This window comes from Chryseobacterium lathyri, from assembly GCF_030812195.1.
GTDB lineage: Bacteria > Bacteroidota > Bacteroidia > Flavobacteriales > Weeksellaceae > Chryseobacterium > Chryseobacterium lathyri_A.
In genome coordinates this window covers 454,116-477,987 of record NZ_JAUSSF010000003.1, presented here as the reverse complement: position 1 = coordinate 477,987, position 23,872 = coordinate 454,116, and the positions used below count along the sequence as shown (strand labels likewise).

At 38.3% G+C, this 23,872-nt stretch carries 30 protein-coding genes and 1 other RNA gene; 10 read left to right on the top strand and 21 right to left on the bottom strand.

Going from position 1 to position 23,872, the window contains the following annotated elements; genetic code table 11:
* Window positions 1-114: 114 nt before the first annotated feature.
* Window positions 115-396 carry a DUF3817 domain-containing protein gene (locus tag J2T03_RS17400; RefSeq protein ID WP_307220552.1) on the bottom strand — a complete coding sequence of 94 codons (282 nt, stop codon included), beginning with the start codon at window positions 394-396 and terminating at the stop codon, window positions 115-117.
* A 322-nt stretch (window positions 397-718) separates the two neighbouring features.
* On the opposite strand from J2T03_RS17400, the gene asnS reads away from it, so the two are divergent.
* Window positions 719-2,167: an asparagine--tRNA ligase gene (gene asnS, locus J2T03_RS17395; protein ID WP_306843291.1), complete on the top strand. Its 1,449-nt coding sequence runs from the start codon at window positions 719-721 to the stop codon at window positions 2,165-2,167.
* A 157-nt stretch (window positions 2,168-2,324) separates the two neighbouring features.
* Window positions 2,325-3,788 (top strand): RNA polymerase factor sigma-54, encoded by a 1,464-nt coding sequence (rpoN, locus tag J2T03_RS17390; protein ID WP_306843293.1) that lies wholly within the window; start codon window positions 2,325-2,327, stop codon window positions 3,786-3,788.
* Window positions 3,789-3,923: 135 nt separating this feature from the next.
* Here the strand turns inward: rpoN and J2T03_RS17385 are convergent, their stop codons facing one another.
* From J2T03_RS17385 to J2T03_RS17375, 3 genes are read right to left on the bottom strand one after another with little or no spacing between them, the layout of a single operon-like run.
* The gene (locus tag J2T03_RS17385) at window positions 3,924-5,552 is read right to left on the bottom strand and encodes an AMP-binding protein (protein WP_307220549.1); all 1,629 of its coding nucleotides are present in this window, start codon (window positions 5,550-5,552) and stop codon (window positions 3,924-3,926) included.
* Window positions 5,553-5,610: 58 nt separating this feature from the next.
* Window positions 5,611-6,285 (bottom strand): beta-carotene 15,15'-monooxygenase, encoded by a 675-nt coding sequence (locus tag J2T03_RS17380; protein ID WP_306843296.1) that lies wholly within the window; start codon window positions 6,283-6,285, stop codon window positions 5,611-5,613.
* A complete protein-coding gene (locus tag J2T03_RS17375) occupies window positions 6,278-6,769 on the bottom strand; it encodes an RNA polymerase sigma factor (RefSeq protein ID WP_306843297.1) in 492 nt (163 codons plus the stop codon). The genes J2T03_RS17380 and J2T03_RS17375 overlap by 8 nt, the downstream gene beginning before the upstream one ends.
* Before the next feature lie 155 nt (window positions 6,770-6,924).
* Here J2T03_RS17375 and rnpB point away from each other — a divergent pair.
* Window positions 6,925-7,248: RNase P RNA component class A (gene rnpB / locus J2T03_RS17370), an RNA gene on the top strand.
* 159 nt (window positions 7,249-7,407) lie between these two features.
* On the opposite strand, the gene J2T03_RS17365 is transcribed toward rnpB, so the two are convergent.
* From J2T03_RS17365 to J2T03_RS17295, 15 genes are all read right to left on the bottom strand, one after another.
* On the bottom strand, window positions 7,408-7,962 hold the full coding sequence (locus J2T03_RS17365; protein ID WP_307220546.1) for a hypothetical protein: 555 nt from the start codon (window positions 7,960-7,962) through the stop codon (window positions 7,408-7,410).
* Complete coding sequence (locus J2T03_RS17360; protein ID WP_306843299.1) at window positions 7,959-8,513, bottom strand: hypothetical protein; 555 nt, start codon at window positions 8,511-8,513, stop codon at window positions 7,959-7,961. The genes J2T03_RS17365 and J2T03_RS17360 overlap by 4 nt, the downstream gene beginning before the upstream one ends.
* Window positions 8,514-8,516: 3 nt before the next feature.
* Complete coding sequence (locus J2T03_RS17355; protein WP_307220543.1) at window positions 8,517-8,894, bottom strand: hypothetical protein; 378 nt, start codon at window positions 8,892-8,894, stop codon at window positions 8,517-8,519.
* Between the two features lie 32 nt (window positions 8,895-8,926).
* A complete protein-coding gene (locus J2T03_RS17350) occupies window positions 8,927-9,484 on the bottom strand; it encodes a hypothetical protein (RefSeq protein WP_307220540.1) in 558 nt (185 codons plus the stop codon).
* 14 nt (window positions 9,485-9,498) lie between these two features.
* Complete coding sequence (locus tag J2T03_RS17345) at window positions 9,499-10,056, bottom strand: hypothetical protein (RefSeq protein ID WP_306843302.1); 558 nt, start codon at window positions 10,054-10,056, stop codon at window positions 9,499-9,501.
* Window positions 10,057-10,064: 8 nt separating this feature from the next.
* The gene (locus tag J2T03_RS17340) at window positions 10,065-10,442 is read right to left on the bottom strand and encodes a hypothetical protein (RefSeq protein WP_306843303.1); all 378 of its coding nucleotides are present in this window, start codon (window positions 10,440-10,442) and stop codon (window positions 10,065-10,067) included.
* 40 nt (window positions 10,443-10,482) lie between these two features.
* Window positions 10,483-11,028 (bottom strand): hypothetical protein, encoded by a 546-nt coding sequence (locus J2T03_RS17335; protein ID WP_306843304.1) that lies wholly within the window; start codon window positions 11,026-11,028, stop codon window positions 10,483-10,485.
* A gap of 26 nt (window positions 11,029-11,054) precedes the next feature.
* Entirely contained in the window at window positions 11,055-11,432 is a 378-nt protein-coding gene (locus J2T03_RS17330) for a hypothetical protein (protein ID WP_307220537.1), read from the bottom strand.
* Between the two features lie 45 nt (window positions 11,433-11,477).
* Window positions 11,478-11,981 carry a hypothetical protein gene (locus J2T03_RS17325; protein WP_307220534.1) on the bottom strand — a complete coding sequence of 168 codons (504 nt, stop codon included), beginning with the start codon at window positions 11,979-11,981 and terminating at the stop codon, window positions 11,478-11,480.
* Window positions 11,982-11,983: 2 nt separating this feature from the next.
* Complete coding sequence (locus J2T03_RS17320) at window positions 11,984-12,361, bottom strand: hypothetical protein (RefSeq protein WP_307220531.1); 378 nt, start codon at window positions 12,359-12,361, stop codon at window positions 11,984-11,986.
* Between the two features lie 133 nt (window positions 12,362-12,494).
* On the bottom strand, window positions 12,495-13,025 hold the full coding sequence (locus J2T03_RS17315) for a hypothetical protein (protein ID WP_306843308.1): 531 nt from the start codon (window positions 13,023-13,025) through the stop codon (window positions 12,495-12,497).
* Window positions 13,026-13,035: 10 nt separating this feature from the next.
* On the bottom strand, window positions 13,036-13,581 hold the full coding sequence (locus tag J2T03_RS17310; RefSeq protein ID WP_307220528.1) for a hypothetical protein: 546 nt from the start codon (window positions 13,579-13,581) through the stop codon (window positions 13,036-13,038).
* Between the two features lie 3 nt (window positions 13,582-13,584).
* The gene (locus J2T03_RS17305) at window positions 13,585-13,962 is read right to left on the bottom strand and encodes a hypothetical protein (RefSeq protein WP_307220526.1); all 378 of its coding nucleotides are present in this window, start codon (window positions 13,960-13,962) and stop codon (window positions 13,585-13,587) included.
* Window positions 13,963-14,112: 150 nt separating this feature from the next.
* Entirely contained in the window at window positions 14,113-14,982 is an 870-nt protein-coding gene (locus tag J2T03_RS17300) for a polyphosphate kinase 2 family protein (protein WP_307220523.1), read from the bottom strand.
* A 167-nt stretch (window positions 14,983-15,149) separates the two neighbouring features.
* Window positions 15,150-15,614 (bottom strand): DUF1573 domain-containing protein, encoded by a 465-nt coding sequence (locus J2T03_RS17295; protein ID WP_306843312.1) that lies wholly within the window; start codon window positions 15,612-15,614, stop codon window positions 15,150-15,152.
* 129 nt (window positions 15,615-15,743) lie between these two features.
* Here J2T03_RS17295 and J2T03_RS17290 point away from each other — a divergent pair, with 129 nt between their 5' ends.
* The 7 genes from J2T03_RS17290 to J2T03_RS17260 all read left to right on the top strand — a co-directional run bounded on the left by J2T03_RS17290 (window position 15,744) and on the right by J2T03_RS17260 (window position 22,482).
* On the top strand, window positions 15,744-18,356 hold the full coding sequence (locus J2T03_RS17290; protein ID WP_306843313.1) for a valine--tRNA ligase: 2,613 nt from the start codon (window positions 15,744-15,746) through the stop codon (window positions 18,354-18,356).
* Window positions 18,356-18,670 (top strand): hypothetical protein, encoded by a 315-nt coding sequence (locus tag J2T03_RS17285; RefSeq protein ID WP_307220520.1) that lies wholly within the window; start codon window positions 18,356-18,358, stop codon window positions 18,668-18,670. The genes J2T03_RS17290 and J2T03_RS17285 overlap by 1 nt, the downstream gene beginning before the upstream one ends.
* Window positions 18,671-18,680: 10 nt before the next feature.
* The gene (locus J2T03_RS17280; RefSeq protein ID WP_306843315.1) at window positions 18,681-19,316 is read left to right on the top strand and encodes a DUF4241 domain-containing protein; all 636 of its coding nucleotides are present in this window, start codon (window positions 18,681-18,683) and stop codon (window positions 19,314-19,316) included.
* 66 nt (window positions 19,317-19,382) lie between these two features.
* Window positions 19,383-20,273: a ribokinase gene (locus J2T03_RS17275; RefSeq protein ID WP_306843317.1), complete on the top strand. Its 891-nt coding sequence runs from the start codon at window positions 19,383-19,385 to the stop codon at window positions 20,271-20,273.
* A 90-nt stretch (window positions 20,274-20,363) separates the two neighbouring features.
* Entirely contained in the window at window positions 20,364-21,209 is an 846-nt protein-coding gene (locus J2T03_RS17270; protein WP_306843319.1) for an alpha/beta hydrolase family protein, read from the top strand.
* Window positions 21,206-21,850 carry an HD domain-containing protein gene (locus J2T03_RS17265; RefSeq protein ID WP_307220518.1) on the top strand — a complete coding sequence of 215 codons (645 nt, stop codon included), beginning with the start codon at window positions 21,206-21,208 and terminating at the stop codon, window positions 21,848-21,850. The genes J2T03_RS17270 and J2T03_RS17265 overlap by 4 nt, the downstream gene beginning before the upstream one ends.
* Window positions 21,851-21,963: 113 nt before the next feature.
* Window positions 21,964-22,482 (top strand): hypothetical protein, encoded by a 519-nt coding sequence (locus tag J2T03_RS17260; RefSeq protein ID WP_307220515.1) that lies wholly within the window; start codon window positions 21,964-21,966, stop codon window positions 22,480-22,482.
* Window positions 22,483-22,548: 66 nt separating this feature from the next.
* On the opposite strand, the gene J2T03_RS17255 is transcribed toward J2T03_RS17260, so the two are convergent.
* Window positions 22,549-22,779: a hypothetical protein gene (locus J2T03_RS17255; protein ID WP_306843322.1), complete on the bottom strand. Its 231-nt coding sequence runs from the start codon at window positions 22,777-22,779 to the stop codon at window positions 22,549-22,551.
* A gap of 125 nt (window positions 22,780-22,904) precedes the next feature.
* Window positions 22,905-23,795, bottom strand: a complete 891-nt coding sequence (locus tag J2T03_RS17250) for a DUF72 domain-containing protein (protein WP_306843323.1) — start codon at window positions 23,793-23,795, stop codon at window positions 22,905-22,907.
* Window positions 23,796-23,872: the final 77 nt, after the last annotated feature.

Here is a 23,872-nt window from a genome sequence, read left to right as displayed (position 1 = left end):
AAGAGGATCGTTTAAAAGCAGAACTGTAACGCGGTTTTATTGACCTTTGAAATCCCGATAAAATAAGGCAGCTTCCTGCTTTTTAAATTCTAAAATAATGGTCACGAAATTACTTTATGAATATTCTTCTTTGAGCCTTTTATCCAGTATAAATGGTACAAATGGAAGTACTGAACCTATTAGATACAATATGATTCTTTTTAAACTCCACCTGTATTTTATTGCGGATAACAGAAGAGCTATCAGAAATACAAGAAACAAAATTCCATGGATCCATCCAAAATATTTTACTCCTTCCGGTATGTTAAAAAAGTACTTTAAAGGCATGGCAACGAAGAGCAGAATCAGATATGAAAGCCCTTCGATTAAAGCTGTTTTACGGTATATGATGATCATCTGAGTAAATTATACTATCGAAAGATTATTTTGATACTAATATACTTTAATCTGCCATTTAAAGCTCTAATAAAATCAAAAATTAATTATACCAGGACAATAAATGCAGCATGTGTAGTTACAGACATACGGAGAGAAGACTTAATAAATAGTGATAATTGGTCCATTAAAGTATATCATCGTCTAAATAATATCTATAGCATAGTTTTAGATTCAATATTTTGATAAATGATTTTTTAAAAAGACAGCGTAATCATCAAGTTGCGCTGTTTTTTTGTAACTTTGCAGACGTTAATTTTATAAGAAAATTTATAATCAACAAATGAAAAAGCAGACGATTAAAGAAATCCTACAGGATTACAAGAAAGTATTACATCATGACATTACGGTTTACGGCTGGGTAAGAACATTCCGCGCCAATCGCTTTATAGCACTAAATGATGGTTCTACGATTAATAATTTGCAGATTGTTGTTGATTTCGAAAATTTCGATGAAGAGGTTATCAGTAAAATCAGCACGGCTGCTTCATTAAAAGTAGTAGGTGAAGTTGTGGAAAGTCAGGGAGCAGGGCAGAGCGTTGAAATCGTGGCAAAGAAAATTATTATTTTAGGAGACAACTTTACAGAAGACAGAGATAAAACGATTCTTCAGCCTAAAAAACATTCTTTGGAAGTTCTGAGAGATCAGGCCCATTTAAGATTCAGAACGAATTTATTCGGGGCTGTTTTCAGAGTGCGTCATGCGGTTAGCTTTGCAGTGCATTCATTCTTTAACAAAAACCAGTTCTTCTATATCAACACACCGGTAATCACAGGAGCTGATGCAGAAGGAGCAGGAGAAATGTTTGGGGTAACCAACTTTGATCTGAACAATATCCCAAGAACTGAAGACGGTGAAATTGATTTTGCACAGGATTTCTTCGGAAAGAAAACCAACCTGACGGTTTCCGGACAGCTTGAGGGAGAAACGGCGGCAATGGGATTAGGCAGAATTTATACATTCGGACCAACTTTCCGTGCTGAAAACTCAAATACAACAAGGCACCTTGCCGAATTCTGGATGATAGAGCCGGAAGTGGCCTTTAACAACCTCGAAGACAATATCGACCTTGCGGAAGATTTCTTAAAATATGTGATCCAGTACGTTCTTGACAACTGTAAAGATGATCTTGAATTCCTGGACAAACGTTTTGAGGAGGAACAGAAAGGAAAACCTGAAAAAGACAGAGCAAAAGAAGGACTTATTGAAAAACTTCAGAATGTTATAGCCAAACGTTTCAAACGTGTAAGTTATACAGAAGCCATTGAGATCCTGATGAACTCAAAAGAAAATAAAAAAGGAAAATTCCAGTATCCGGTTGAAAGCTGGGGAACGGATCTTCAGTCTGAACACGAAAGATTCCTGGTGGAAAAACATTTTGAAAGCCCGGTAGTATTATTCGATTATCCTAAAGAGATCAAAGCTTTCTATATGAAACTGAATGATGACAATAAGACCGTTGCAGCAATGGACGTTCTTTTCCCCGGTATCGGCGAAATCATCGGAGGATCGGAAAGAGAAGCAAGATTGGATGTACTGAAACAGAAAATGGAAGATATGCATGTAGATGCAGAAGAACTTTGGTGGTACCTTGATACCCGAAAGTTCGGTTCTGTGCCGCATGCAGGCTTCGGTTTAGGATTGGAAAGACTGGTTCTTTTCGTAACGGGAATGACCAATATCAGAGATGTGATTCCCTTCCCTAGAACACCGAAAAGTGCTGAATTCTAGATCAATAAAAAAGCCTTAATGTAAAAATTAAGGCTTTTTTTATTTTCTAATAGTTTATTATGTTAATAAGTTAATGCAAAAATCATGCTAAATGTGTTTTTTGTCGAATTAATTTATTAAATTCGTAGATATCTTATGTTAAAACACAAAGACTAATATGCTTAAACAACACTTACAACTCAAATTAGGACAGAAGCTGGCCCCTCAGCAGATTCAGTTGATGAAGCTTATTCAGCTTCATACACTGGAGTTTGAAGAGGAGCTGGAAAGAGAGCTAGAGGAAAATCCTGCTTTGGAAATTGTTAAGGAAGATCCTAAAGAAGATGAATATTCTTCTCTTGAAGATGCTTATCAGGATGAAGGAACAGAAAGTATTCAAACAGATTTTGACGTCAACGAGTATATTTATGATGACGAACCTAACTATAAAACTGCATCAAGCAACTACTCTCCGGACGATGAAGAGTTCGATAATGAAAGCCTTTTAACGGAAGGTCAGTCATTATATGATTATCTGTTGGAGCAGATTCATTTGGTGAATATCAGTGACGAAGATGAGAAAATTGCAGAGTATGTGATTGGAAATCTCGATACTGATGGATATTTAAGAAGAGAGATCAAAGCTATTGTAGATGATCTTGCTTTCTCACAGGGAATTTATACTACTAAGGAAAAAGTTGAAGATATTCTGGAAAACTACATCCAGAAGCTGGATCCGCCGGGAGTGGGAGCAAGAGGTCTTCAGGAATGTCTGTTGCTTCAGATCGAAAAGAAAGTAAGTTCTGATAAAGCAGTTTCCTTGGCAGCCAATATCTTAAGGCATCAGTTCGATGCCCTTACCAATAAGCATTACAACAAGATTATCCAGAAGTACGATATTGAAGAAGAAGATCTTAAAGATGCCCTTGATGAAATCTCAAAACTTTCCCCAAAAGTTGGAGGGAACTTTGATACACAGACGATCACCATCAATCAGGAAATTATTCCGGATTTTGTGATTCAGGTAAAAGATGGAGTAGTGATTCCAATGCTTAACAGCAAAAATGCTCCGACGTTAAGAGTTTCAGAAGAATATAAGGACATTTTAACCACGTATTCCCATGACAAAAACTCTTCAGAGCACAAACAGGCAGCATTGTTTATCAAACAGAAATTAGATGCTGCAAAATGGTATATAGACGCTATTAACCAACGTCAGAACACCCTGCTGCAAACCATTACAGCTATCGTGAAATTTCAGAAGGACTATTTTATCACAGGTGATGAAAAATCTCTGAGACCAATGATTCTGAAAGATGTTGCAGATATCACTGGATTTGATATTTCTACCATTTCAAGGGTTGTGAAAAGTAAATATGCCGATACTTCGAACGGGATCGTGTATCTGAAAGATCTTTTCTCTGACAGCCTGACTAATGATGACGGTGAAGAAGTTTCTACGAAAGAGATCAAAACCCATCTTCAGGAAGTGATCGGGAAAGAAAACAAAAGAAAACCCCTTACAGATGATGCTTTGGTCGTAATGTTGAAAGAACAGGGCTATAATATTGCCAGAAGAACAATCGCCAAATACCGTGAACAGCTCAATATTCCGGTAGCAAGATTAAGAAAAGAACTTTAGTAAGTTATCTATAAATAAGTAAAAGCCCAGTATTTCTGGGCTTTTTTTAGAGTGGATTTCTGTTTAATCTATGGAATTTTATTCATGCAGTTGAAGCATTCTCACCCCTATATTTGTACTATATCAAAAACAATTTTAGATACGCTGTTTCAATTTATCCAGTTCCAATTCTTTTATAGAAATCTCCCGCATTTCCACCTTTCTTATTTTCCCGGATATTGTCATTGGGAATTCATCCACAAATTTCCAGTATTTCGGAACTTTATAATGCGCAATCCTTCCCTGACAGTATTCTAAAAGTTCGGTCTCCGATACATTAAACCCTTTTCTGACCTTTACCCAGGCCATGACTTCTTCCCCGAATTTCTCACTAGGAACCCCGATAATCTGTACATCAAGGATGTTGGGGTAAGTGTACAGGAAATCCTCAACTTCTTTAGGGGAAATATTCTCACCGCCGCGAATGATGAGATCTTTTATTCTTCCGGATATGGCAATAAAGCCATCATCATCCATTACAGCCATATCGCCGGTGTGCATCCACCGGGCGTCATCCAGTACTTTTTTCGTGTTTTCCGGATCATTCCAGTATTTCAGCATCACAGAATAGCCTCTGGTGCATAATTCACCGTGTTCACCACGCTTTACAGTTTTTCCGTTTTCGTCAATGATCTTTATTTCAAGATGGTCCTGAACGGTTCCTACAGTACTGACCTGCTTTTCCAATGGGGTTCCTATCAGGGTCTGTGTAGAAACGGGAGATGTTTCAGTCATTCCATAGCAGATACTCATTTCTTTAATGTTCATCAGACTTTCCACCTTTTTCATAATTTCAGGCGGACAGACTGATCCTGCCATGACCCCGGTTCTTAAATTTGAAAAATCATAGGTGTCAAAATCCTTAACAGCCAGTTCAGCGATAAACATCGTTGGGACTCCGTATAAAGAGGTGCATTTTTCTGCAGAAACTGTTTTTAAAGTAATATCCGGATCAAAGCTGTCGTTGGGAATTACGATGCATGCGCCATGAGCGGTACAACAGATATTTCCGATCACCATTCCAAAGCAATGATAGAAAGGAACAGGAATGCAGACACGGTCTTTCTCCGAATATTTTAAGCGTACGCCTATAAAATATCCGTTATTTAAAATATTATGATGGGAAAGGGTAACGCCTTTTGGAAAGCCCGTGGTTCCCGAAGTATACTGAATATTTACAGGATCATCGAACTGCACATGTTCTTCAAAGCTGTGAAGTGTGTCATCCGAAATATCCTGTCCGTTATTCAAAAAATCTTCCCAGTTATCATCAAAAAAGATTTCATGCTCAAGACTGGGACAGACTTCTTTGGCATATTCTACCATTTCCTTATAATTGCTCGTTTTAAAGCTTAAGGAAGAAAACATCAGCCGGATACCGGATTGATTGATCACATAAGTAAGTTCATGTGTTCTGTAGGCAGGATTGATATTCACCAATATGGTTCCTATCCGGGCTGTAGCATACTGAAGCAGAACCCATTCATAGCGGTTTGAAGCCCAGATTCCGATCCTGTCTCCGGATTTAGCTCCTAGAAAAATTAAAGCTTTTGCAACAGCTGTTGTCTGATTATAAAATTCCTGATAGGTAGCCCTGTAATTCTGATGAACAGAAACTAAAGCTTCTTGGTTCGGATATTTTTCAACGGTTTTTTTAAGATTTCCACCGATGGTTTGTCCCAGTAATGGAATGGCGGAAGTTCCATAGACGTAAGATAATGGCATAGTTTAAGATTTGGTGGAATAAAATTAATGAAAAATCTTGAACTGATGCCTGTTTATGCTAATTTTCCTGAGAATCTATGTCTTTAAGCTGTTTTAGATTTTTGTCCAGTTTTCTGATGATAATTCCATACACAAGTCTGTAGTAAAGCCAGATCAGCAGTACACACATTACTGTGCTTACGATTATTCCGATAATAACAATAATCAGGTTGGAATTATCCGGACGTACATTTTGAGAATTTAAAACATAGAAAATAAAGGCGGTGAATACAAATGTAAAAGCAACTAGCAGTGCAATACTGATAAGAATAAAAGCATTAACGGTTTTCTTGAACTTAATGATCCGTATAATGAGGCCTTTGAGATTTTCTTCGATCTTTATTTTGCGGTAATTCTGATAAAATTTTAGAACAAAGTAGGCTGTGATTAAAAGACTTAAAATTTTTATAGCTAAATAAGCATGGTCAAAATTGGTTTCTATTTCAGGGGATTTCTGAGCTCCCAGCTTTTCCAGTATCTTACGGAAGCTATCCGATTCCTCGTCCTGAAAGAAATAGAATAATCCCAGAACAGAAAAGAATAAAAATTCTGCCACGCTGATCCAGAAAATATACTTCACATAATTACGTGATTTTTTGTTCAGCATCTGAAGGATTTCATTGCTGTCATATTTTGGCTGAACAGGCTGCTCTTGCCATGTTTTCTTAAAACTGTCTAAATCAAAATCAGGCATATTTCTGCATCTGTTCTTTAAGGGTTTTCTTTAATCTGTTCATTTTCACGCGTGCATTAACTTCGGTAATCCCGAGGTTTTCTGCAATATCCTTATAAGGCAGGTCGTCAAGATACATCATTACAATTGCTCTTTCTACATTGGGTAGTGTTTTAATCACAGTGTACAGAAGGGAAATCTGCTGCTGCTTTTCATCGTCATCCTCTACAAAATCCCTGTGATTGATATCCAGTTCGTTCGTTGGAAGGCTTTTGCTTTTTTTTCTGAAAAGAGTAATGGCTGTATTAAGGGCTACACGGTACATCCACGTAGAAATTTTAGAGTTTCCTTTAAAAGAATCGTAGCTTCTCCAGAGTTGCAAGACGATCTCCTGAAACAGATCTTCTTCATCTTCAAGAGAATTGGTATACAAACGCGAAACTTTAATAATCAGGCCCTGATTATCCTTAATAAGCTGCGCAAATTCTTTTTCTCTGGAATTCATAGATATATAATGGCACGAAGATAATAATAATGCAGTAATTTGTTGATATGTGACGGTATAATTTCTTAATTTGAAAAGACACTGCATTTTAAGATTTCAAATTGACCTGTTTCCACGTTCTCAATTGTCGAAATTATCGCGTATCTTTGCAGTCGCGAGAAAATCGGCTTGTTGATTCCTGTTTCGGCGGGGGTAGGAAAGTCCGGACACCATAGAGCAGCAAAGCGGATAACATCCGTCACCCGTGAGGGTAGGACAAGTGCAACAGAAAGCAGGTACAGTTCGGCTGTAGTGAAACCAGGTAAACTCTTTGCGGTGCAATGATAAGTATATCGGTTCTTTTCAGTAATGGAAATAGGGGCGGCTCGTCCTGAAAGCCGAGGGGTAATCAGCTCAAGTTTTGCAGCAATGTAAAACGTAGATAAATAACAGGCACTTCTTCGGAAGGACAAAATCCGGCTTATAGATTTTCTCGTGATTTTTTATGTATATTATCATTACTTATAAAAAAACAGAGAAATAATCTCTGTTTTTTCTTTTTAAGGACGCACTTTATCCTGACTTTAAACGAATAAACCCGGAGAAAGTCTTTCTCCGGATTAAATACTATTTCATGCATGTCACATGGTTCAGGACCATTAATAAATACTGAAATAGGTAACCTTTCCCGTAGGTGTTGTTATCGTAAACCATTCCGCTTCTATACCACTGTTGGTTCCCACCTGATAGGCATTCGCCGTTACTCCTGCATTAATGGCAACGGCGGGGTCTCCTACAAGATAAGAGTCAATGTTGTTTCCTGCACTGTCCTTCAGAAAGAAATGGAATGAGGCCCACTCGTTAATAGAAGACATAGTAGAGGTGATATAAGGATGGTTATAAGGATATGATGTATTATTCGCGGTATTAGCAGGGTCCGTTACATTCCAATAATTCATGTTCATAGGGAAAGGAGCCAGACCGGTAGTCCCAAAAGATGCATAGGAAGAAGAAATTCCTGCCGGCATCGTATACGATCCGTAGGACCCATTTGGAGAAGCATACATATACTTAATCAGTCCCGGGGTGGGGCTGCAGGTCATCAGCCTTCCTACAGCATCATAGACATTGTAGTTATTAAATACAAACGAAGAACTCTGGGCATAGGACAATATCCCTGCTAAACCCAATAATAAAGCTGCTGTTTTTTTCATGGATATATTTGAAGATAAGTTGTTGTTGTAGTCCCTGCTGTGATGGTAAACCATTCTGCAGAACCGTCCGGAGTAGAAAAATAATCAATACTGGTGACACATGAATTTGGGGTTGCATCTCCCAGATTCGTATTGAAGCCGAAAACCTTGTTGCCTGTTCCTGCATAATACATGGCAAACTTAGACGTCATCCATTTGGTATTGTTGGAGATTACACCGCCTGGCATAAGGCTGGGGTTATCCCATTGTCTTACTGTTGAAGGTGATGGTCCTAGTGTTACAAGCCAGTTGGTGATGGGATACAGAGAATTAGCAAACTGATCCCTGTAATTATCAATTTTCCATGCAAGACTGTTTCCCATATGTGAATTGGCAGGAACGATAATTGTAGCCGGGTCATTATTGATGACTGCAGGAACACATCCGCTGAGATTAATGGCCAAAAGATTTCCATGGTAGTCATGCGGAGAATAATTGTTAAGCATGAACATTCCCTGCGAATAAGCCAGCGATGTTACCGCTATTCCTAATACTGTTAAAATTTTTTTCATAATTTATTTATCAGATTTGATATTCTTACGGATTTCGTCACTTTTCTGCATGTAGATTTGTGTAGCCCAGACTATGATCTGGCTCATGTCGCCGCCTGTTTTTCTCATCAGTTCAGCTTCTGTAATACCTGTAGAAAGGATCAGTTCCTTAGAAGCCGGAACAAGAAGTGCTTTTCTTCTGTCGCTCAGTTCCGAGGTATTTCTTTTTCTCTCCTCTTCAGTAGGTCTGTTCTGTGGATCACCCAGACTTTTAAAAGCTTTGTCGAAGTTTTCCATTTGTGGAGTCTTCATGCTTTCCACAGTATGTACTGCAGAACCTTCATTATTACATGACATTAAAGTTAAAGCAGCAAAAGCGGCTGATAAAAAAAGTTTTTTCATAATTAATTAGAATTTAGGGTTGATTTTTTTGATTAATAAACTTGTAAATAAGAATAGGTAATATTGGCTACTGTGATATTGAACCATTCTGCATCTCCGTATGGTGTTGAAATATATCCGGTGGCACCTGTACAGGGGTCAGGAGACTCTCCGATAAGACCGCTGAAACCAGGCTCCGGTGTAGAAGTTCCGGCATAATACATCTGAAACTGCGAAGAAGCCCATTTCACATTCTCAGAAATAACACCACCCGGTGCTATACTTGGATGATTCCACACTCTTACCGAAGAATTAGTAGGAGAGACCTGCACTGTCCAGTTTGTAGTAGGATACAAAGACCCTGTAAACTGATCCCTGAAGTTTTTGTAAGCCAATTCTTTACCATTACCTGTATGGGAGTCTGCAGGAACGGTGATCGCTATTGGGGTACTTGATGTTACATAAGGATAACAGCTCCCGGCGAAATTATGAGCACCAATTGTTCCCTGAAAATCATAGGTTGTAGAGTAATTATTAACGATCATCAGGCTGTGTTGTGCATCAGCAGATGACAGAAACAGTAATGTAATAATGGCGAATATTTTTTTCATGATTTAAAATCAGATTAATAAAGTTGCAGATAGGTTTCTACTAAACCAGTACTTGTTGTGATTGTAAATATTTCTGCACTGTTGGCCCCGCTTGGAGTTACAAAGTAGTCTGGTGCCATATAGCATGAGTTTCCTGCTAAGCTTACGGTCGTATTGAACCCCGGAACATAAGCAGAAGTTGCAGGATCATACATTTCAAACTTTGATGCAGACCATTTTGTATTATTGGAAAGTGTTCCTCCGGGAATAAGACTGCCATGGTTCCAGGGTCTTATGCTGTTGCTGTTGGCTGCAAGGCTAACCGTCCAGCTCGGCATAGGATATAGTGATGTGGTATACTGGTCTCTGTAATTGGTATATATCAATGCATTGCCATTGCCCGTATGAGAGTCCGGCGGAATGATAACTCCAGCATTGGTCCCGATGATAGGATAGCATCCCCCGGAAAAATTATTAGCGATTAAGGCTCCGCGGTATTCATAAGGGGTATAATTGTTTACGATCATTGTTCCTCCCTGCGAATAAACCAGAGAGGCTATTGTAATTCCTACTATTGTCAATATTTTTTTCATGGCAGTCATTATTTATCAGATTTAATATTTTTACGGATTTCATCACTTTTTGTCATATAGATCTGAGTGGCCCAGACAATGATCTGGCTCATATCCCCTCCTGTTTTTCTCATTAGTTCAGCTTCTGTAATGCCTGTGGAAAGAATCAGTTCCTTGGAAGCCGGAACAAGAAGTGCTTTTCTTCTGTCGCTCAGCTCTGAAGTATTTCTTTTTCTTTCCTCTTCAGTAGGCCTGTTCTGCGGATCTCCCAGACTTCTAAAAGCTTTATCGAAGTTTTCCATCTGTGGGGTTTTCATGCTTTCCACAGTATTTACGGCAGAGCCTTCATTGCTGCATGATGCCAAAGTTAAAATGGCAAAAGCAGCAGATAACAGTAGTTTTTTCATAGGATATTTTTTAATGTTCGGTCTGATTATATTAGAGATATTAATAGATTTGGAAATAAGTAATCTGTCCTCCAGTTGTTGTGATTGTGTACCAATCTGCAGTAACACCTGTATTGACTCCGGTTTGGGTATTGCTTAAAAAGCCTCCTGACAGTGCAGGATCTCCTACCTCGAAACTGTCATAGCTGTATCCGGTATTGTCTGTAAGTACGAAAGCGAAGCCCATCCATTCATCTATGGCGGTCACCGCTGTGATGATAGGATGATTATAAGGGTAGTTTCCCGTATTGGCGCTGTTTAACGGATCAATATAATACCAGCCGGGAATAGGAATGGGGTTGCCCGCTCCGGTATTGTCGAATTTATCATATTTGGTATAGCCACCAGCAGGAATTGTATATCTGGTGTAAGGGGCATTGGCAAGAGCATACATATAAGGTTGGGATGACCCAGAGCCTGCTGATCCCACTGTCATAAACCTCCCTGCAGCATCATAACTACTGTAATTATTGATCACCAGCGTAGAAGATTGGGCAGCAATGGTTACTCCTGCAATGATACCTAAAATAATGCTTAGTTTTTTCATGTTGTAATTTGTTTAATGATTAGTGTTTATTTCTCTGATTTTAAGTTTTTTCTGATATCATCGCTTTTCTGCATATAAATCTGAGTTGCCCAAACAATGATCTGGCTCATGTCGCCACCTGTCTTTCTCATTAGTTCAGCTTCTGTAACACCTGTAGAAAGGATCATTTCCTTAGAAGCAGGGACCAGAAGTGCTTTTCTTCTGTCACTCAGTTCCGAAGTACTCCTTTTTCTTTCCTCTTCAGTAGGCCTGTTCTGTGGATCACCGAGACTTTTAAAAGCTTTGTCGAAGTTTTCCATCTGTGGCGTTTTCATGCTTTCCACAGTATGTACAGCAGAATTTTCATTACTGCATGAAATCAAAACCAGAACGGTAAAAGCAGTCTGTAAAAAATATTTTTTCATAATAGGAGCAGGTAATTAATTTTTAAGTTGAATTTTTAAAAAAGGTTAATAAATTTGGAGATAAGTATAAGTGGTTGATCCGCTGGTAACGGTAAACCATTCCACCGATGCTTGTGGAGTGATGAAAATATTAGGAACAGGTTCACATGTATAAGAAGTATCACCTACAGCTCCCACCGATAAAGGCGTTCCCGACTGATAAAACTGAAATTGAGATACCACCCATTTCGTATTATTAGAGATTGCTCCTCCCAGTGCAAGACTTGGATGGCTCCCTAATCTTAGCGTTGCAGGCGAAGGTGATGTAGATACCTTCCAGCTGGTGCCTGGAATATTGTAGCTGTTATACGTAGAAGAACCTCCGCCTGGGATTACAAGCTCAGGGTTGTCTAAAGCCACATAAAAATAACATCCTGGTGTAGCAAGATTAGCTGCAGTAACTCTGGTGTGGAAATCATACGATGTATAATTGTTGATAACAAGAGGACCGCCCTGAGCATAAGCAAAAGATAAGGATACTAATCCTATCATAGTTAAATACTTTTTCATAATTATTTCTCTGATTTTAGGTTTTTTCTGATCTCGTCACTTTTCTGCATATAGATCTGGGTAGCCCAGACAATGATCTGGCTCATGTCGCCACCTGTCTTTCTCATCAGTTCAGCTTCTGTAACCCCTGCGGAAAGAATCAGTTCCTTGGAAGCCGGAACAAGAAGAGCTTTTCTTCTGTCGCTCAGCTCTGAAGTATTTCTTTTTCTCTCCTCCTCTGTAGGTCTGTTCTGTGGATCGCCGAGACTTTTAAAAGCCTTATCAAAGTTTTCCATCTGTGGGGTTTTCATACTTTCCACAGTATTTGCAGCAGTGTTTTCATTGCTGCATGACACTAATGTTAAAACAGCCAATAAAGCTGATAAAAATATTTTTTTCATGATTAAATTTGTATTAAGTATAGAGTAAATGATTAGTGAAATTTGGACGTAGAATATCCCCGGAAAGCAAACTGCTATTTTCCGTATCATGCTGTTCAATAAAATAGGCAGCTGCAGAACAGCTGCCGTTTATCTAAAAGATCTGCAGGTAAGTGGTTGGGCCGCTGGGTGTGGTTATCGTGAACCAGTCTGCACTTGAAAAAGTACCCGTTCCTGAAGCACTGAATCCCGGATATACCGTAGGATCTCCCAACTCGTAAGTATCCGTGGCTCCGGTTGAAGGGTCTGTCAGCCAGAAGTGGAATCCGCCCCAAACATTGGATGGGTTCATTACAGTTGTGATAAAAGGATGATTATAGGGATATGTTCCGCTGTTGGCCGGGTTAGTTGGATCTGTAACGTACCAAATTGTTATGGGAAGTAAGGCAGTGCCGGAAGTATCGAATGTATTATATACTGTACCAGCCCCTGCAGGTATAGTGTATGTTCCATATGGAGCATTTGGGGCAGCATACATATAAGGTCCGGGAGCGCCACCGGGCATGCCGGTACGCAGTCTTCCTACAGCATCAAAAGTGTTGTAGTTCTGTATGATTAAAGGAGAAGTCTGGGCAAAAGAAAGAATTCCTGCCAAAGCTGATAAAAGTAAGAGTATCTTTTTCATAGTAATAAGTTTATTGGATGATAAGGTAAGTGTATACGTCTGTACCGGAAGTAATGGTAAACCATTTGGCGCTTCCCCACGCTGTTGTTATGGCATCGGGGGCAGTATTACACGGAGCAGCGGTTTCTCCGATATCCCCGTTAAAGTAGGTTTCAGGTACTGAAGTTCCGGTGTGGTACATTTGGAATTTAGACATGGACCATCTTGTGTTATTGGAAATCACACCGCCTGGAATAAGACTTCCATGATTCCATGGTCTTGGCGAGGCAAGAGATCCTGCTCCCAAAATAACATCCCAGGTAGAAATCGGGTAACCGGAAAAAGAGTATTGATCTCTGTAATTTTCATATTTTACTGTAGTGCCAGGCGGTATTATTATAGGGTCAGGATCTTTGGAAATAACAAAGGGGTAGCATCCGCCTCCTATATTATTATTGGCATAAATAGTTCCATGAAAATCATAATTGGAGGTGAAATTCTGAATGATAAGGGGACCTCCCTGGGCATATGCTGAGGAAACAGAACAGATCCCCAGAACAAGTAATAGCCTTTTCATAATCTATTTATCAGATTTTAAGCTTCTACGGATCTCGTCACTTTTCTGCATATAGATCTGGGTAGCCCAGACAATGATCTGGCTCATATCGCCACCGGTTTTTCTGGTAAGCTCAGCTTCTGTAACACCTGTGGAAAGAATCAGTTCTTTGGATGCCGGAACAAGGAGAGCTTTTCTTCTGTCACTCAATTCAGAAGTATTCCTTTTCTTCTCTTCTTCAGTAGGCCTGTTCTGAGGGTCACCGAGGCTTTTGAAAGCTTTGTCGAAATTTTCCATTTGCGGAGTCTTCATGCTTTCTACAGTACTTACAGCTGTTCCCTCATTATTACAGGAAATAAGACTCATTACAGCGATTGCTGATAATAATAAATGTTTTTTCATAGCTAAAGTTTAATGATTTATGGTTAAAAACTAATTTTTGATAAATTTATAAAAAAAAATAACATGAACAATAAATTATACACTTTTTAGTGTCTTATTTGTTAAATTATTTACATTTATTTAGCTATGATGGGATATTTTACGCTTAGTTTATTCGCTTTCAAGTGTTTTTTTAGCTTCCAGGAGTTCAGATTTTTCCTTTTCACCCAGCTGTGGGTATTTAAGATCCATTTTCTCCAAAGTATCAATAATGATCTGGATAGCCGCTACTCTTGCAAACCATTTAGTGTCTGCAGGAAGTACATACCATGGAGCATAGTCCTTTGAAGTTTCATTGATAGCTGTTTCATAAGCTTCCATATATTTTGGGAAAAGTGCCCTTTCAGGAAGATCTGCAGCAGAAAACTTCCAGTTTTTTTCCTGTTCATCAATTCTGTCCAGAAGCCTCTTCTTTTGCTCGTCCTTGGAAACATTTAAAAATATCTTCACAATAGTAGTTCCGTTCTGGGCCAGATGCTGTTCGAAATTCCGGATACTCTCATACCTGTTTTTCCAGAAATTTGCATCGAAATCCTTTACAGAAGACCATGTTTTTTCACTGAGATTATATTCAGGATGAACCTTGCATACCAGAACACTTTCATAATGAGATCTGTTAAAAATACCAATCATTCCTTTCTGTGGAAGAGCCAGGTAATGTCTCCACAGAAAATCGTGGGAATATTCCTTTGAGCTTGGGGTTTTAAAGCTTGTAACACTGCAGCCCTGTGGATTCACCCCTCCGAAAACATGTTCTATCAAACTGTCTTTCCCTGCTGCATCCATTGCCTGCAGGACAACAAGCAGAGACTGGCTGCCATCGGCATAAAGTTTTTCCTGCAATTCGCGGAGTTTTTCTTTTTCTGCAATCAATAACTGCTCACCTTCTTCTTTTGTAAGCTTTCCTTTATATTCTGTTGAAATTTTTTTTATTGTGATCTTTCCCTTTACCAGGAAGTCATCTGAAAAATTGATGTCCATATTTTTTTAGATTAAATGATTGAAAAATTTAAAGATCAAAAGATTAAAGATTAAGGGATTTTAGTTAATGCCAACTCATACTAACCTCTACAATCTGATATCTTACTTAAATGTAATAAAAAAACCGTCTCCAAGTGAAGACGGTTCTTTTATTTTTTTAGTAGAGATTATTTTGCTGCTGCTTTTTTAGCTAGTTTAGCTGCTTTCTTTTCAGCCTTTGCAGCTGCTTTTTGTTCCTCAGCTGTTAAAGGCTTTGGTTCAGGAGCATTAGCGTCTACATTACCTTTGATGTAGATTACGCTTCTGCTGTTAGCAGGGTCATTAGAGAAAACTTCAATCATTTTATTGAAAGGTCCGTTAAGCGTAGTGTTATATCCCACTTTAATTTTAGCAGACTTTCCTGGCATAATTGGATCCTGACTGAACTCAGGTGTAGTACATCCACAAGAAGGTTTTACATTAGAAAGAATCAAAGGTTTGTCGCCTGTGTTCGTTACTGTAAAGAATCTTGTACCGTCAGCACTTGGCTTGATAGTACCATAGTCAAAAGTAGTTTTGTCAAACGTAATCGTTTGTGCAGAAGCCAATGCAAACGTTCCAAATAATGCAATTCCTGCAATTAAATTTTTCATATTCTTGAATGTTAATATGTTTGTTAGATAAATTTCAAGAAACAAAGTTAAAAATTATTTTAATTCATACTTAAAATTTTTTTTCTTTAGACTATTTTTGCAAATTGTAAGCAAAAGAAACAGAATTTTATGCAGATTTCAGAAAAGTACAATCCACAGGAAACAGAACAGAAATGGTACAACTTCTGGATGGAAAACAAATTTTTCCATTCGGAACCTAATGAGAAGCCACCATATACTGTGGTAATTCCTCCGCCAAACGTAACGGGGATATTACACATGGGACATATGCTGAACAATACCATTCAAGATGTTCTCGTCCGCCGTGCAAGAATGCAGGGCTTTAATGCCTGCTGGATTCCAGGTACAGATCATGCTTCAATTGCCACTGAAGCCAAAGTTGTTGCCAAACTGAAGTCTGAAGGGGTCAGCAAATCAGATATTACCCGTGAGGAATTCTTAAAACATGCCTGGGAATGGACTGATAAATATGGAGGAACCATTCTTGAGCAGCTGAAAAAGCTTGGTTGCTCATGTGACTGGGACAGAACCCGTTTCACCATGGAAGAGAAACTTTCAGAACAGGTAATCAAGAGCTTCGTAGATCTGTATAATAAAGGACTGATCTATAGAGGCTATAGAATGGTTAACTGGGATCCTGAAGCAAAAACCAATATCTCTGATGAAGAGGTTATATTTAAAGAACAGAACGGAAAATTATATTTCCTAAAATATAAAATCGAAGGAACGGAAGAATTTCTTTCCGTTGCCACCACGCGTCCCGAGACTATTTTCGGGGATACTGCGGTATGCATTAACCCTAATGATGAAAGATATGCCCACCTGAAAGGTAAAAATGTAATTGTACCCATCGTTAACCGAGTAATCCCGATCATTGAGGACGACTATGTAGATATTGAATTTGGAACCGGAGCGTTGAAAATTACGCCTGCCCACGATACCAATGATTATGAAATCGGGCAAAAGCATCAGTTGAAAATGATCGATGCTTTGGATGATGACGGAAACCTTAACGAGCATGGTTTGCATTATGCAGGTAAAAACAGATTTGATGTAAGAAAGCTGATTGCAAAAGAATTACAGGAAAAAGATCTTTTACTGAAAGCAGAAGATTATGTGAACAAGGTTGGAACTTCAGAAAGAACAGGCGCAGTTATTGAGCCTAAGGTTTCAGTTCAGTGGTTTCTGAAAATGTCTGAAATTGCTAAACCTGCTTTGGATGTAGTAATGGATGATGAGGTGAAATTTTATCCGGAAAAATTCAAAAATACCTATAAGCACTGGATGGAAAACATCCGTGACTGGAATATTTCCCGCCAGCTTTGGTGGGGACAGCAGATTCCTGCCTTTTACTATGGAGATGGGGAAAATGATTTTGTCGTTGCAGAAGATAAATACCAGGCTCTTGTAGTATTAGAAGAGCAAAAGGGAATTATTGCAACATTAGATGATCTGCGTCAGGACGAAGACGCGCTTGATACCTGGTTCTCATCGTGGTTATGGCCAATGTCTGTATTCGATGGTCTTTTGGATCCTGAAAATAAAGAGATCAACTATTATTATCCAACCGCTGACCTGGTAACAGGCCCGGATATTATTTTCTTCTGGGTAGCCAGAATGATTATGGCCGGACTGGAATACAGAAAAGAAGTTCCGTTCAAAAATGTATATTTTACAGGTATAGTAAGAGATAGCCAGAGAAGGAAGATGTCAAAATCGTTAGGGAATTCTCCGGATCCGTTAGAATTAATTTCTGAATTTGGGGCAGATGGAGTTCGTGTTGGAATTTTATTGAGCTCAGCAGCAGGTAATGACCTTCTTTTTGATAAAGATTTGATGCTGCAGGGAAGAAATTTTGCAACAAAGATCTGGAATGCTTTCCGATTGATCAATATGTGGAATCATGAAGACAAGCCGGCAAACTTTGCAGACAACCAAACTATTGTGTGGTTTGAAAATAAGCTCAATAAAACAATTGTTGAGATTAATGATCAGTTTGAAAAATTCAGAATTTCAGATGCTCTTCATTTAATTTATAAATTAATCTGGGATGATTTCTGCGGTTGGTATCTTGAAGCCATTAAGCCGAATTACGGAGAAGGGATCTCTAAAGAAGTTTATCATAAAACAATATATTTCTTTGAAGAATTAATGAAATTACTTCATCCATTTATGCCTTTCTTAACGGAAGAATTATGGCAGACTATTTCTGAGAGAAGCATTGAAGAAGCTTTAATCGTTGCTCAGCAGAAGAAAGCAGGAACATTTAATGAAGGAATCATTAAAAATTTCGAAACTGCTGAAGAAATTATTTCCGGAATCCGAAACTACCGCCAGACCAAAGGGATTTCTCCCAGAGAAGCGGTTGAGGTTTACACGAATGCGACCGGTTTTGAGAATGAAGCCGTGATCAGAAAACTGGGCAATGTTACTGAAATTCATTTCAGCAAAAAAACAGACAAGCCTAGCTTTACATTCCTTGTTAGCGCAACAGAAGTTTCCATTCCTCTGAGTGAAAATTTAGATCTGGGTGAAGAGAAAAAGAAAACAGAAGAAGAATTGAAATATTTAAAAGGATTCTTAATTTCTGTGGACAAAAAGCTGTCTAATGAAAAATTTGTGGCTAACGCGAAGCCTGAAGTTGTAGAAATAGAACGCCAGAAACAGAAAGATGCTCAGGATAAAATCGCTATTTTAGAAGAGAAGCTGAAAAGTTTGTAATGAACTTTAAAGATAAAATTGGGACTTTTAGGATCATTAGCAGTTTTACCATCAGAAGAAAAAAAGAGTTTTATCTGATTGGAGAACTGTTGGACGGAAATTTGATAGAAAACAGTTATGTCAATATTGTTTTAAATTCAAGCTTAGCAGTTTCAGCAAGAATTTCTTCTACAGAAAATATTGAAATGGCTAATGACCCTAAAATCTATCAGCTTTTAATAATTGAAAGCTCGGAAGATGAAATGAATAATATTTTGTTTTGTCTCAATGTAGGGAGTGAAAATGTACACATCACATTGACTGGTGCAGATTAATAAAGAATAAATGACACATATAGAAAACATAAAAAAACTATTCTCAAGAAACTTCGTGGAAAGTCCTTTACTGGAAAGCTTCGAAGTGGGGAAACTTTATCTTTCCAGTGGGAAGCTCGTTGCCTGCGATCCTTTGATTACTAATGACATGCTGCCTTTCACGACAGAATTCCCAAAAGGGAATTTTCCTGTTTTACTGCATAAAGAAAGAGAAAGCAACTGTGTCGCATATGCGGAAGTTATTTTCAGCAATACAGAAATTACAGACTGGAAAATGGCTGTTACCGAAGGCCAGGATATCAGAGATCTTGCTGAAGAGGAGGTTTTCGGATATCCTGTAGAAAGTGGAATGGGATGCCTGATGGATGTAGATACCCAGCATAGCCTTAATGAACTTGAAAAAAAATTGTATCACAGCAAAGGGGCCGATTTCATGGGAATCTATGAAGAATTTTTCCATGACTATTTCTTTGATGAGAAAGGAGCCATAGACCAGTATGCATTCCTGAAGCCGGCCGATGGGCATCCGGGAACAATTTTTGCCTTTGAAACAGGATATGGTGAAGGATTTTATGCCAGCTATATTGCATACGGCCAAGATCACAAACCTGTGAAGATAATTACAGAATTTATTGAAATAAGTTAATTAAATTAGTTATTTTTGGAACCTAGTTTTTTGAATGGAATATATTAAACTAACATAAAAACACCAATGAACTTCTCATCAGAACAACCCAAAATTATTGTTGTAGGCAGCTCTTCAATCGATCTGGTTTTAGAAACTGAAAAAATTCCTCAAACCAATGAAACGGTTTTGGCTGTCAATTCAGATAGTTATTTTGGAGGAAAAGGCGCCAATCAGGCAGTAGGAACTGCAAGATTGGGAGCTAATGTCTATTTTATAGGATGTGTGGGAATGGATCCCTTAGGCCAGCAGATCATGCGGAATCTGGTAGGTGAAGGTGTGAATGTGGGCTTTGTCCATGAAACTGATTTGGAATCTACAGGCACAGCATATGTAACCACCAGCCATGGAAATGCAGCTATTGTAGTGGTTCCAGCAGCCAATAAATTCCTTAGTATACAGCATATAGAAGATGCAGATCGGTATTTTCATACGGCAGATCTTATTCTTGTCCAGCTTGAAGTAGCGATGGAAGTTGTAGAATATACCGTAAGAAAGGCGAAGAAATACGGCAAGAAAGTAGGGCTTTATGCTTCACCAGCTATGAAAATCAGTGAAGGAATTATAGAGAATGTAGATTTTATTGTGACAAAAAGCAGTGAGCTCCATACTGTTTTTGGCGAAGATAAGAGAGAAGAGATACTGAAGAAATATTTCAATAAGGTTTTCGTAAGGGATGATACCAATTCGACAGTCTATTTTGACGGAACAGAAATGAAATATTATCGAAATGACAAAGACGAAACCGTTTATAAAATGGGGATGGGAGATGCCTTTACTTCAGGATTTGCTGTAGCGCTCTGTCACGGAAATTCTATCGAGGATTGTGTGAAATTCGGTAATGAAGTTTCCTCAAGGGTTTCCGGAGGGAAGGGTTCACAGACAGGGCTTCCAAGAATGTCCGATTTCTTATCCTAAAGCTATTTACCACATATCGAAAGTTGTAAACTTAACATAAAAATATAAGTAAAATCTCCACTTTTATAGTGGATTTTTTCTTTTTATAATATGGAAAAACTTGAGCTCATTACAAAAGACCACATACCTCTGGCAGTTCATCTTTTCAGACCCGGAAAAAGCAACGGAAAACTGCTTCTGATCAATTCTGCCACAGGTGTAAAGCAGCAGGTGTATTTCTCATTTGCTCATTTTTTCTCAGAACAAGGATTTACAGTCATTGCTTATGATTATAGAGGAATAGGGCTTTCAAAACCGGAAAATATGAAAGGCTTTAAAGCCTCCATGAGAATCTGGGGTTCTGAAGATTATAAAACACTGACCCAATATATTAAAATACAATTTCCGGAACATAAAAAATATTGTCTGGGACATTCGGTGGGGGCATTGATTCTCGGTATGAATGAAGATTCCATGATGTTTGATGAATTTATTTTTGTGGGAACACAGAATGCATTTGTAGGAAACCTGAAACTCAGAACTAAAGTAGAGGCATATCTTGGGTTTGGAATTGTTCAGCCATTAACCACCGGATTGTTAGGTTATTTTCCCGCGAACTGGTTCGGGCTTGGAGAAAGTCTTCCAAAAAATTGCGCATATGACTGGAGAACCTTAATTTTAAACAGGAAATCAACCAACAGATTGTTGGAAAAAATTGATGACTATTCTAAAAAATTGACGCAAAAAGTGTTTGTGATCCGCGCAGAAGACGATGTATGGCTGACTGAAAAGGGAGTGTTGAGCCTTTTAAACAATACATATCCCAACCTAAAACCTTCCTACAGGCTGGTAAAAACCTCTGAATCTGATAAAAATGAGATCGGGCACATCAATTTTTTTAGAAGTTATAACAAAAAACTCTGGAATATTATTTTAAACGAATTGGCAGATAAATGAAAAGTACGATTGAAAACACCGTAGAATTTGTAAAAGAAAAATTAGAAGGCGCCGAAGCCGGACACGATTGGTACCACATTGAAAGAGTATGGAAGCTGTCGAAAAAAATAGCAGCAACAGAAGACTGTAATCAGGAAGTTGTAGAACTTTCCGCATTGCTGCATGATATTGCTGATCCAAAGTTTCATAACGGGGATGAAACCATAGCTCCAAAAATAGCAAGAGAATTTCTGGAAGGTCAGCAGATTTCTGAAGGGGTAATAGAAAAAGTTTTATTTATCATTAAAAATATCTCATTTAAAAACAGAGGAGAAGTTCCGGCTGAGCTGCCGATTGAGCTTAAGATCGTACAGGATGCGGACCGTATAGACGCAATTGGCGCAATTGGAATCGGAAGAACGTTCAATTTCGGTGGTTTTAAAAACAATCCGATGTATGATCCGGAAGTTCAGCCAAGTTTGAACATGTCTAAAGAAGAGTATAAAAAATCCAACGGTACCACGATCAATCATTTCTACGAAAAACTTTTGCTTTTAAAAGACCTTATGAATACCGGAAAAGGAAAGGAGCTGGCTCAGGAAAGGCATGATTATATGCTGGGATTCCTTGATCAGTTTTACAAAGAATGGAATGTAGATTAAGATTCCTCTGAAAAATCTTAAATCAGTATCTTTGCAGTATGGTATTTATCATTTTTGTTATCTTTTGGGCTTGTGTCCTTTCTTTGGTTTTATATAAGGTAAAATCAGGAAGGGTGGCAAAATGGGCAAAACTGTTCCGTATCCTTACACTGGTTTTTTCAATCTCAACGTTTACGTACTGGTTCATTAAAAAAAGTGCGGTAGGTTTTGTAGATAATTCTGTAGGTCTGCAGGTGGTCAATAAGCTTCCCCAGACACTGGATTTTTATCTTATCAAGGTGGATACTGCCAAAAGTCAAAATCTGGAGCCTAAACATATCGGGAAAATACGTCCGGAATATTACAGAATAGAATATCTTAAAATGGACAAATCCGATGAATACTGGATTATAGGATATCTGGGTAAAAAGAATATGGTCTATTTCTCCCAGCATGCTGTTCCGAACAAAAATATCGACCAGATTGTGGAAGTCCAGAACTATATCAATCAAAGTGTAAAACTTTCGGAAGCTGCAAAAAAACAGGTGGAGACTTATAATTATGAAAATGCAAAGCTGGGAATCTGGGTATCCTTAGATTTTCTGCTCCTGTTCCTGAACCTTGTACTTTTGTTAAGAAAGAATAAGCAATAAACAATGGGTAATATTAAACTGTTGGTTTAAAGAATTACCCATTACCTATTACTCATTACTTATATATTACGGATAATCCAGGATCTGCATGACCTGTTCCTTAAATTCTTCAGGACAGTTTTTAATCAGCTTATCCTTATTCTGCTTACTGATCTGGTGAGGTTCCAGCCACTCAGTCCGGTTGGAGCTCAGGCTGTGATTATCATAAACCCTTTTTATTTTATGGTCTTCGTAAAACGTATATTCATCACCGAGCCACGTACTGGCAATACTGATTGTGCAAATTTTTTTTTCCATGGCATTTGTATTTTAAGGTACTGTGCTTTAGATGGACACAGTGTATCCTAAGTTACTAAATTTTTTCAACAAAATCAATTTTTTGTGGCTTTTAATTGAAAAAATAGAATCCTTTTCCATGATTGCTAGAATAATGTTCCGTTATTATCGGTAGCCATTTGCGGAATATTAAGATTGGTTTTCCATTCCTCATTCATCTTTTTAATGAAATAGGCAGAAAGCAGTGGAGATGCTTTTTCAATATTCTGATGGACAAAGAAATATACATTCTGCAGACCCTCTTTTTTCCATTTTGTCAGATGTTTCATCCAGTCGTCCAGCCTTTCATAGTCGCTTTCGGCATTGGCGCCTACATATCGGATAAAAGCATTGGGGGTAGTAAGGCGCATATGAAGCATGTCTCTTCTCCCTGCGGTATCCACGATGATATTAGTGATATTGTTGGCTTCAAAAAGCTCACAGGTAGTATTGAAAATCTCCTCGTCAGTAAACCATTCTGTATTGCGGAGCTCAATGGCAAGAGGAACTTCTTTGGGCCAGTCTTTCACGAATTTCTCCAGCCTGTCATAATCCTTTGGTTTAAAATTATCATGAAGCTGCAGAAAAGCCATTCCTAATTTCTGATCAAAATTCATGACAGCTGATGCAAACTGGGTTACCGGCTCAGTAACATCGATTAGCCTTCTGAAATGAGAAACCGTATTGGTTATTTTTGGGAAAAATTTAAAATTCTCTGGTGTTTTTTCTTTCCAGACTGTTACCTGTTCAGGAGTAGGCATACCGTAGAAAGTAGCATTCAGCTCAATAGAATTAAACTGCCTGGCATAATAGGTCAGTTCGTCCTTGGTGCCTTTAGGATAAAATCCTTTAAGGTCGGTTTTGTTCCATTTTGCACATCCGATGGAAATGTTTTCCAGCCCTTTTTTATTCTGACTTAAAATTTCCTTGGTTTTGGAATGATCTTTAGGAAGTGTGAAATCTATTTTTGAAGGGTCTTCTACTTGTCCGAATTTCATATTTAATATTTAAGGATTAAACTACTTTAACAAATATAAAACAAAAACCATAGAAAGTTCTATGGTTTTGTAATGCC

Bases quoted from the DNA above. Each gene is read 5' to 3' on its own strand.
- J2T03_RS17400 (WP_307220552.1), bottom strand. From the start codon at position 396: ATGATCATCATATACCGTAAAACAGCTTTAATCGAAGGGCTTTCATAT.
- J2T03_RS17330 (WP_307220537.1), bottom strand. From the start codon at position 11,432: ATGAAAAAATATTTTTTACAGACTGCTTTTACCGTTCTGGTTTTGATT.
- J2T03_RS17270 (WP_306843319.1), top strand. From the start codon at position 20,364: ATGGAAAAACTTGAGCTCATTACAAAAGACCACATACCTCTGGCAGTT.
- J2T03_RS17380 (WP_306843296.1), bottom strand. From the start codon at position 6,285: ATGCCTGATTTTGATTTAGACAGTTTTAAGAAAACATGGCAAGAGCAG.
- J2T03_RS17250 (WP_306843323.1), bottom strand. From the start codon at position 23,795: ATGAAATTCGGACAAGTAGAAGACCCTTCAAAAATAGATTTCACACTT.
- J2T03_RS17310 (WP_307220528.1), bottom strand. From the start codon at position 13,581: ATGAAAAGGCTATTACTTGTTCTGGGGATCTGTTCTGTTTCCTCAGCA.
- J2T03_RS17295 (WP_306843312.1), bottom strand. From the start codon at position 15,614: ATGAAAAATTTAATTGCAGGAATTGCATTATTTGGAACGTTTGCATTG.
- rpoN (WP_306843293.1), top strand. From the start codon at position 2,325: ATGCTTAAACAACACTTACAACTCAAATTAGGACAGAAGCTGGCCCCT.
- J2T03_RS17375 (WP_306843297.1), bottom strand. From the start codon at position 6,769: ATGAATTCCAGAGAAAAAGAATTTGCGCAGCTTATTAAGGATAATCAG.
- J2T03_RS17275 (WP_306843317.1), top strand. From the start codon at position 19,383: ATGAACTTCTCATCAGAACAACCCAAAATTATTGTTGTAGGCAGCTCT.
- J2T03_RS17335 (WP_306843304.1), bottom strand. From the start codon at position 11,028: ATGAAAAAACTAAGCATTATTTTAGGTATCATTGCAGGAGTAACCATT.
- J2T03_RS17355 (WP_307220543.1), bottom strand. From the start codon at position 8,894: ATGAAAAAACTTTTTTTATCAGCCGCTTTTGCTGCTTTAACTTTAATG.
- J2T03_RS17255 (WP_306843322.1), bottom strand. From the start codon at position 22,779: ATGGAAAAAAAAATTTGCACAATCAGTATTGCCAGTACGTGGCTCGGT.
- J2T03_RS17385 (WP_307220549.1), bottom strand. From the start codon at position 5,552: ATGCCATTATCTTACGTCTATGGAACTTCCGCCATTCCATTACTGGGA.
- J2T03_RS17360 (WP_306843299.1), bottom strand. From the start codon at position 8,513: ATGAAAAAAATTTTAACAGTATTAGGAATAGCGGTAACATCGCTGGCT.
- J2T03_RS17350 (WP_307220540.1), bottom strand. From the start codon at position 9,484: ATGAAAAAAATATTCGCCATTATTACATTACTGTTTCTGTCATCTGCT.
- J2T03_RS17345 (WP_306843302.1), bottom strand. From the start codon at position 10,056: ATGAAAAAAATATTGACAATAGTAGGAATTACAATAGCCTCTCTGGTT.
- J2T03_RS17365 (WP_307220546.1), bottom strand. From the start codon at position 7,962: ATGAAAAAAACAGCAGCTTTATTATTGGGTTTAGCAGGGATATTGTCC.
- J2T03_RS17280 (WP_306843315.1), top strand. From the start codon at position 18,681: ATGACACATATAGAAAACATAAAAAAACTATTCTCAAGAAACTTCGTG.
- J2T03_RS17325 (WP_307220534.1), bottom strand. From the start codon at position 11,981: ATGAAAAAGTATTTAACTATGATAGGATTAGTATCCTTATCTTTTGCT.
- J2T03_RS17265 (WP_307220518.1), top strand. From the start codon at position 21,206: ATGAAAAGTACGATTGAAAACACCGTAGAATTTGTAAAAGAAAAATTA.
- J2T03_RS17290 (WP_306843313.1), top strand. From the start codon at position 15,744: ATGCAGATTTCAGAAAAGTACAATCCACAGGAAACAGAACAGAAATGG.
- J2T03_RS17305 (WP_307220526.1), bottom strand. From the start codon at position 13,962: ATGAAAAAACATTTATTATTATCAGCAATCGCTGTAATGAGTCTTATT.
- J2T03_RS17315 (WP_306843308.1), bottom strand. From the start codon at position 13,025: ATGAAAAAGATACTCTTACTTTTATCAGCTTTGGCAGGAATTCTTTCT.
- J2T03_RS17320 (WP_307220531.1), bottom strand. From the start codon at position 12,361: ATGAAAAAAATATTTTTATCAGCTTTATTGGCTGTTTTAACATTAGTG.
- J2T03_RS17300 (WP_307220523.1), bottom strand. From the start codon at position 14,982: ATGGACATCAATTTTTCAGATGACTTCCTGGTAAAGGGAAAGATCACA.
- J2T03_RS17285 (WP_307220520.1), top strand. From the start codon at position 18,356: ATGAACTTTAAAGATAAAATTGGGACTTTTAGGATCATTAGCAGTTTT.
- J2T03_RS17340 (WP_306843303.1), bottom strand. From the start codon at position 10,442: ATGAAAAAACTACTGTTATCTGCTGCTTTTGCCATTTTAACTTTGGCA.
- asnS (WP_306843291.1), top strand. From the start codon at position 719: ATGAAAAAGCAGACGATTAAAGAAATCCTACAGGATTACAAGAAAGTA.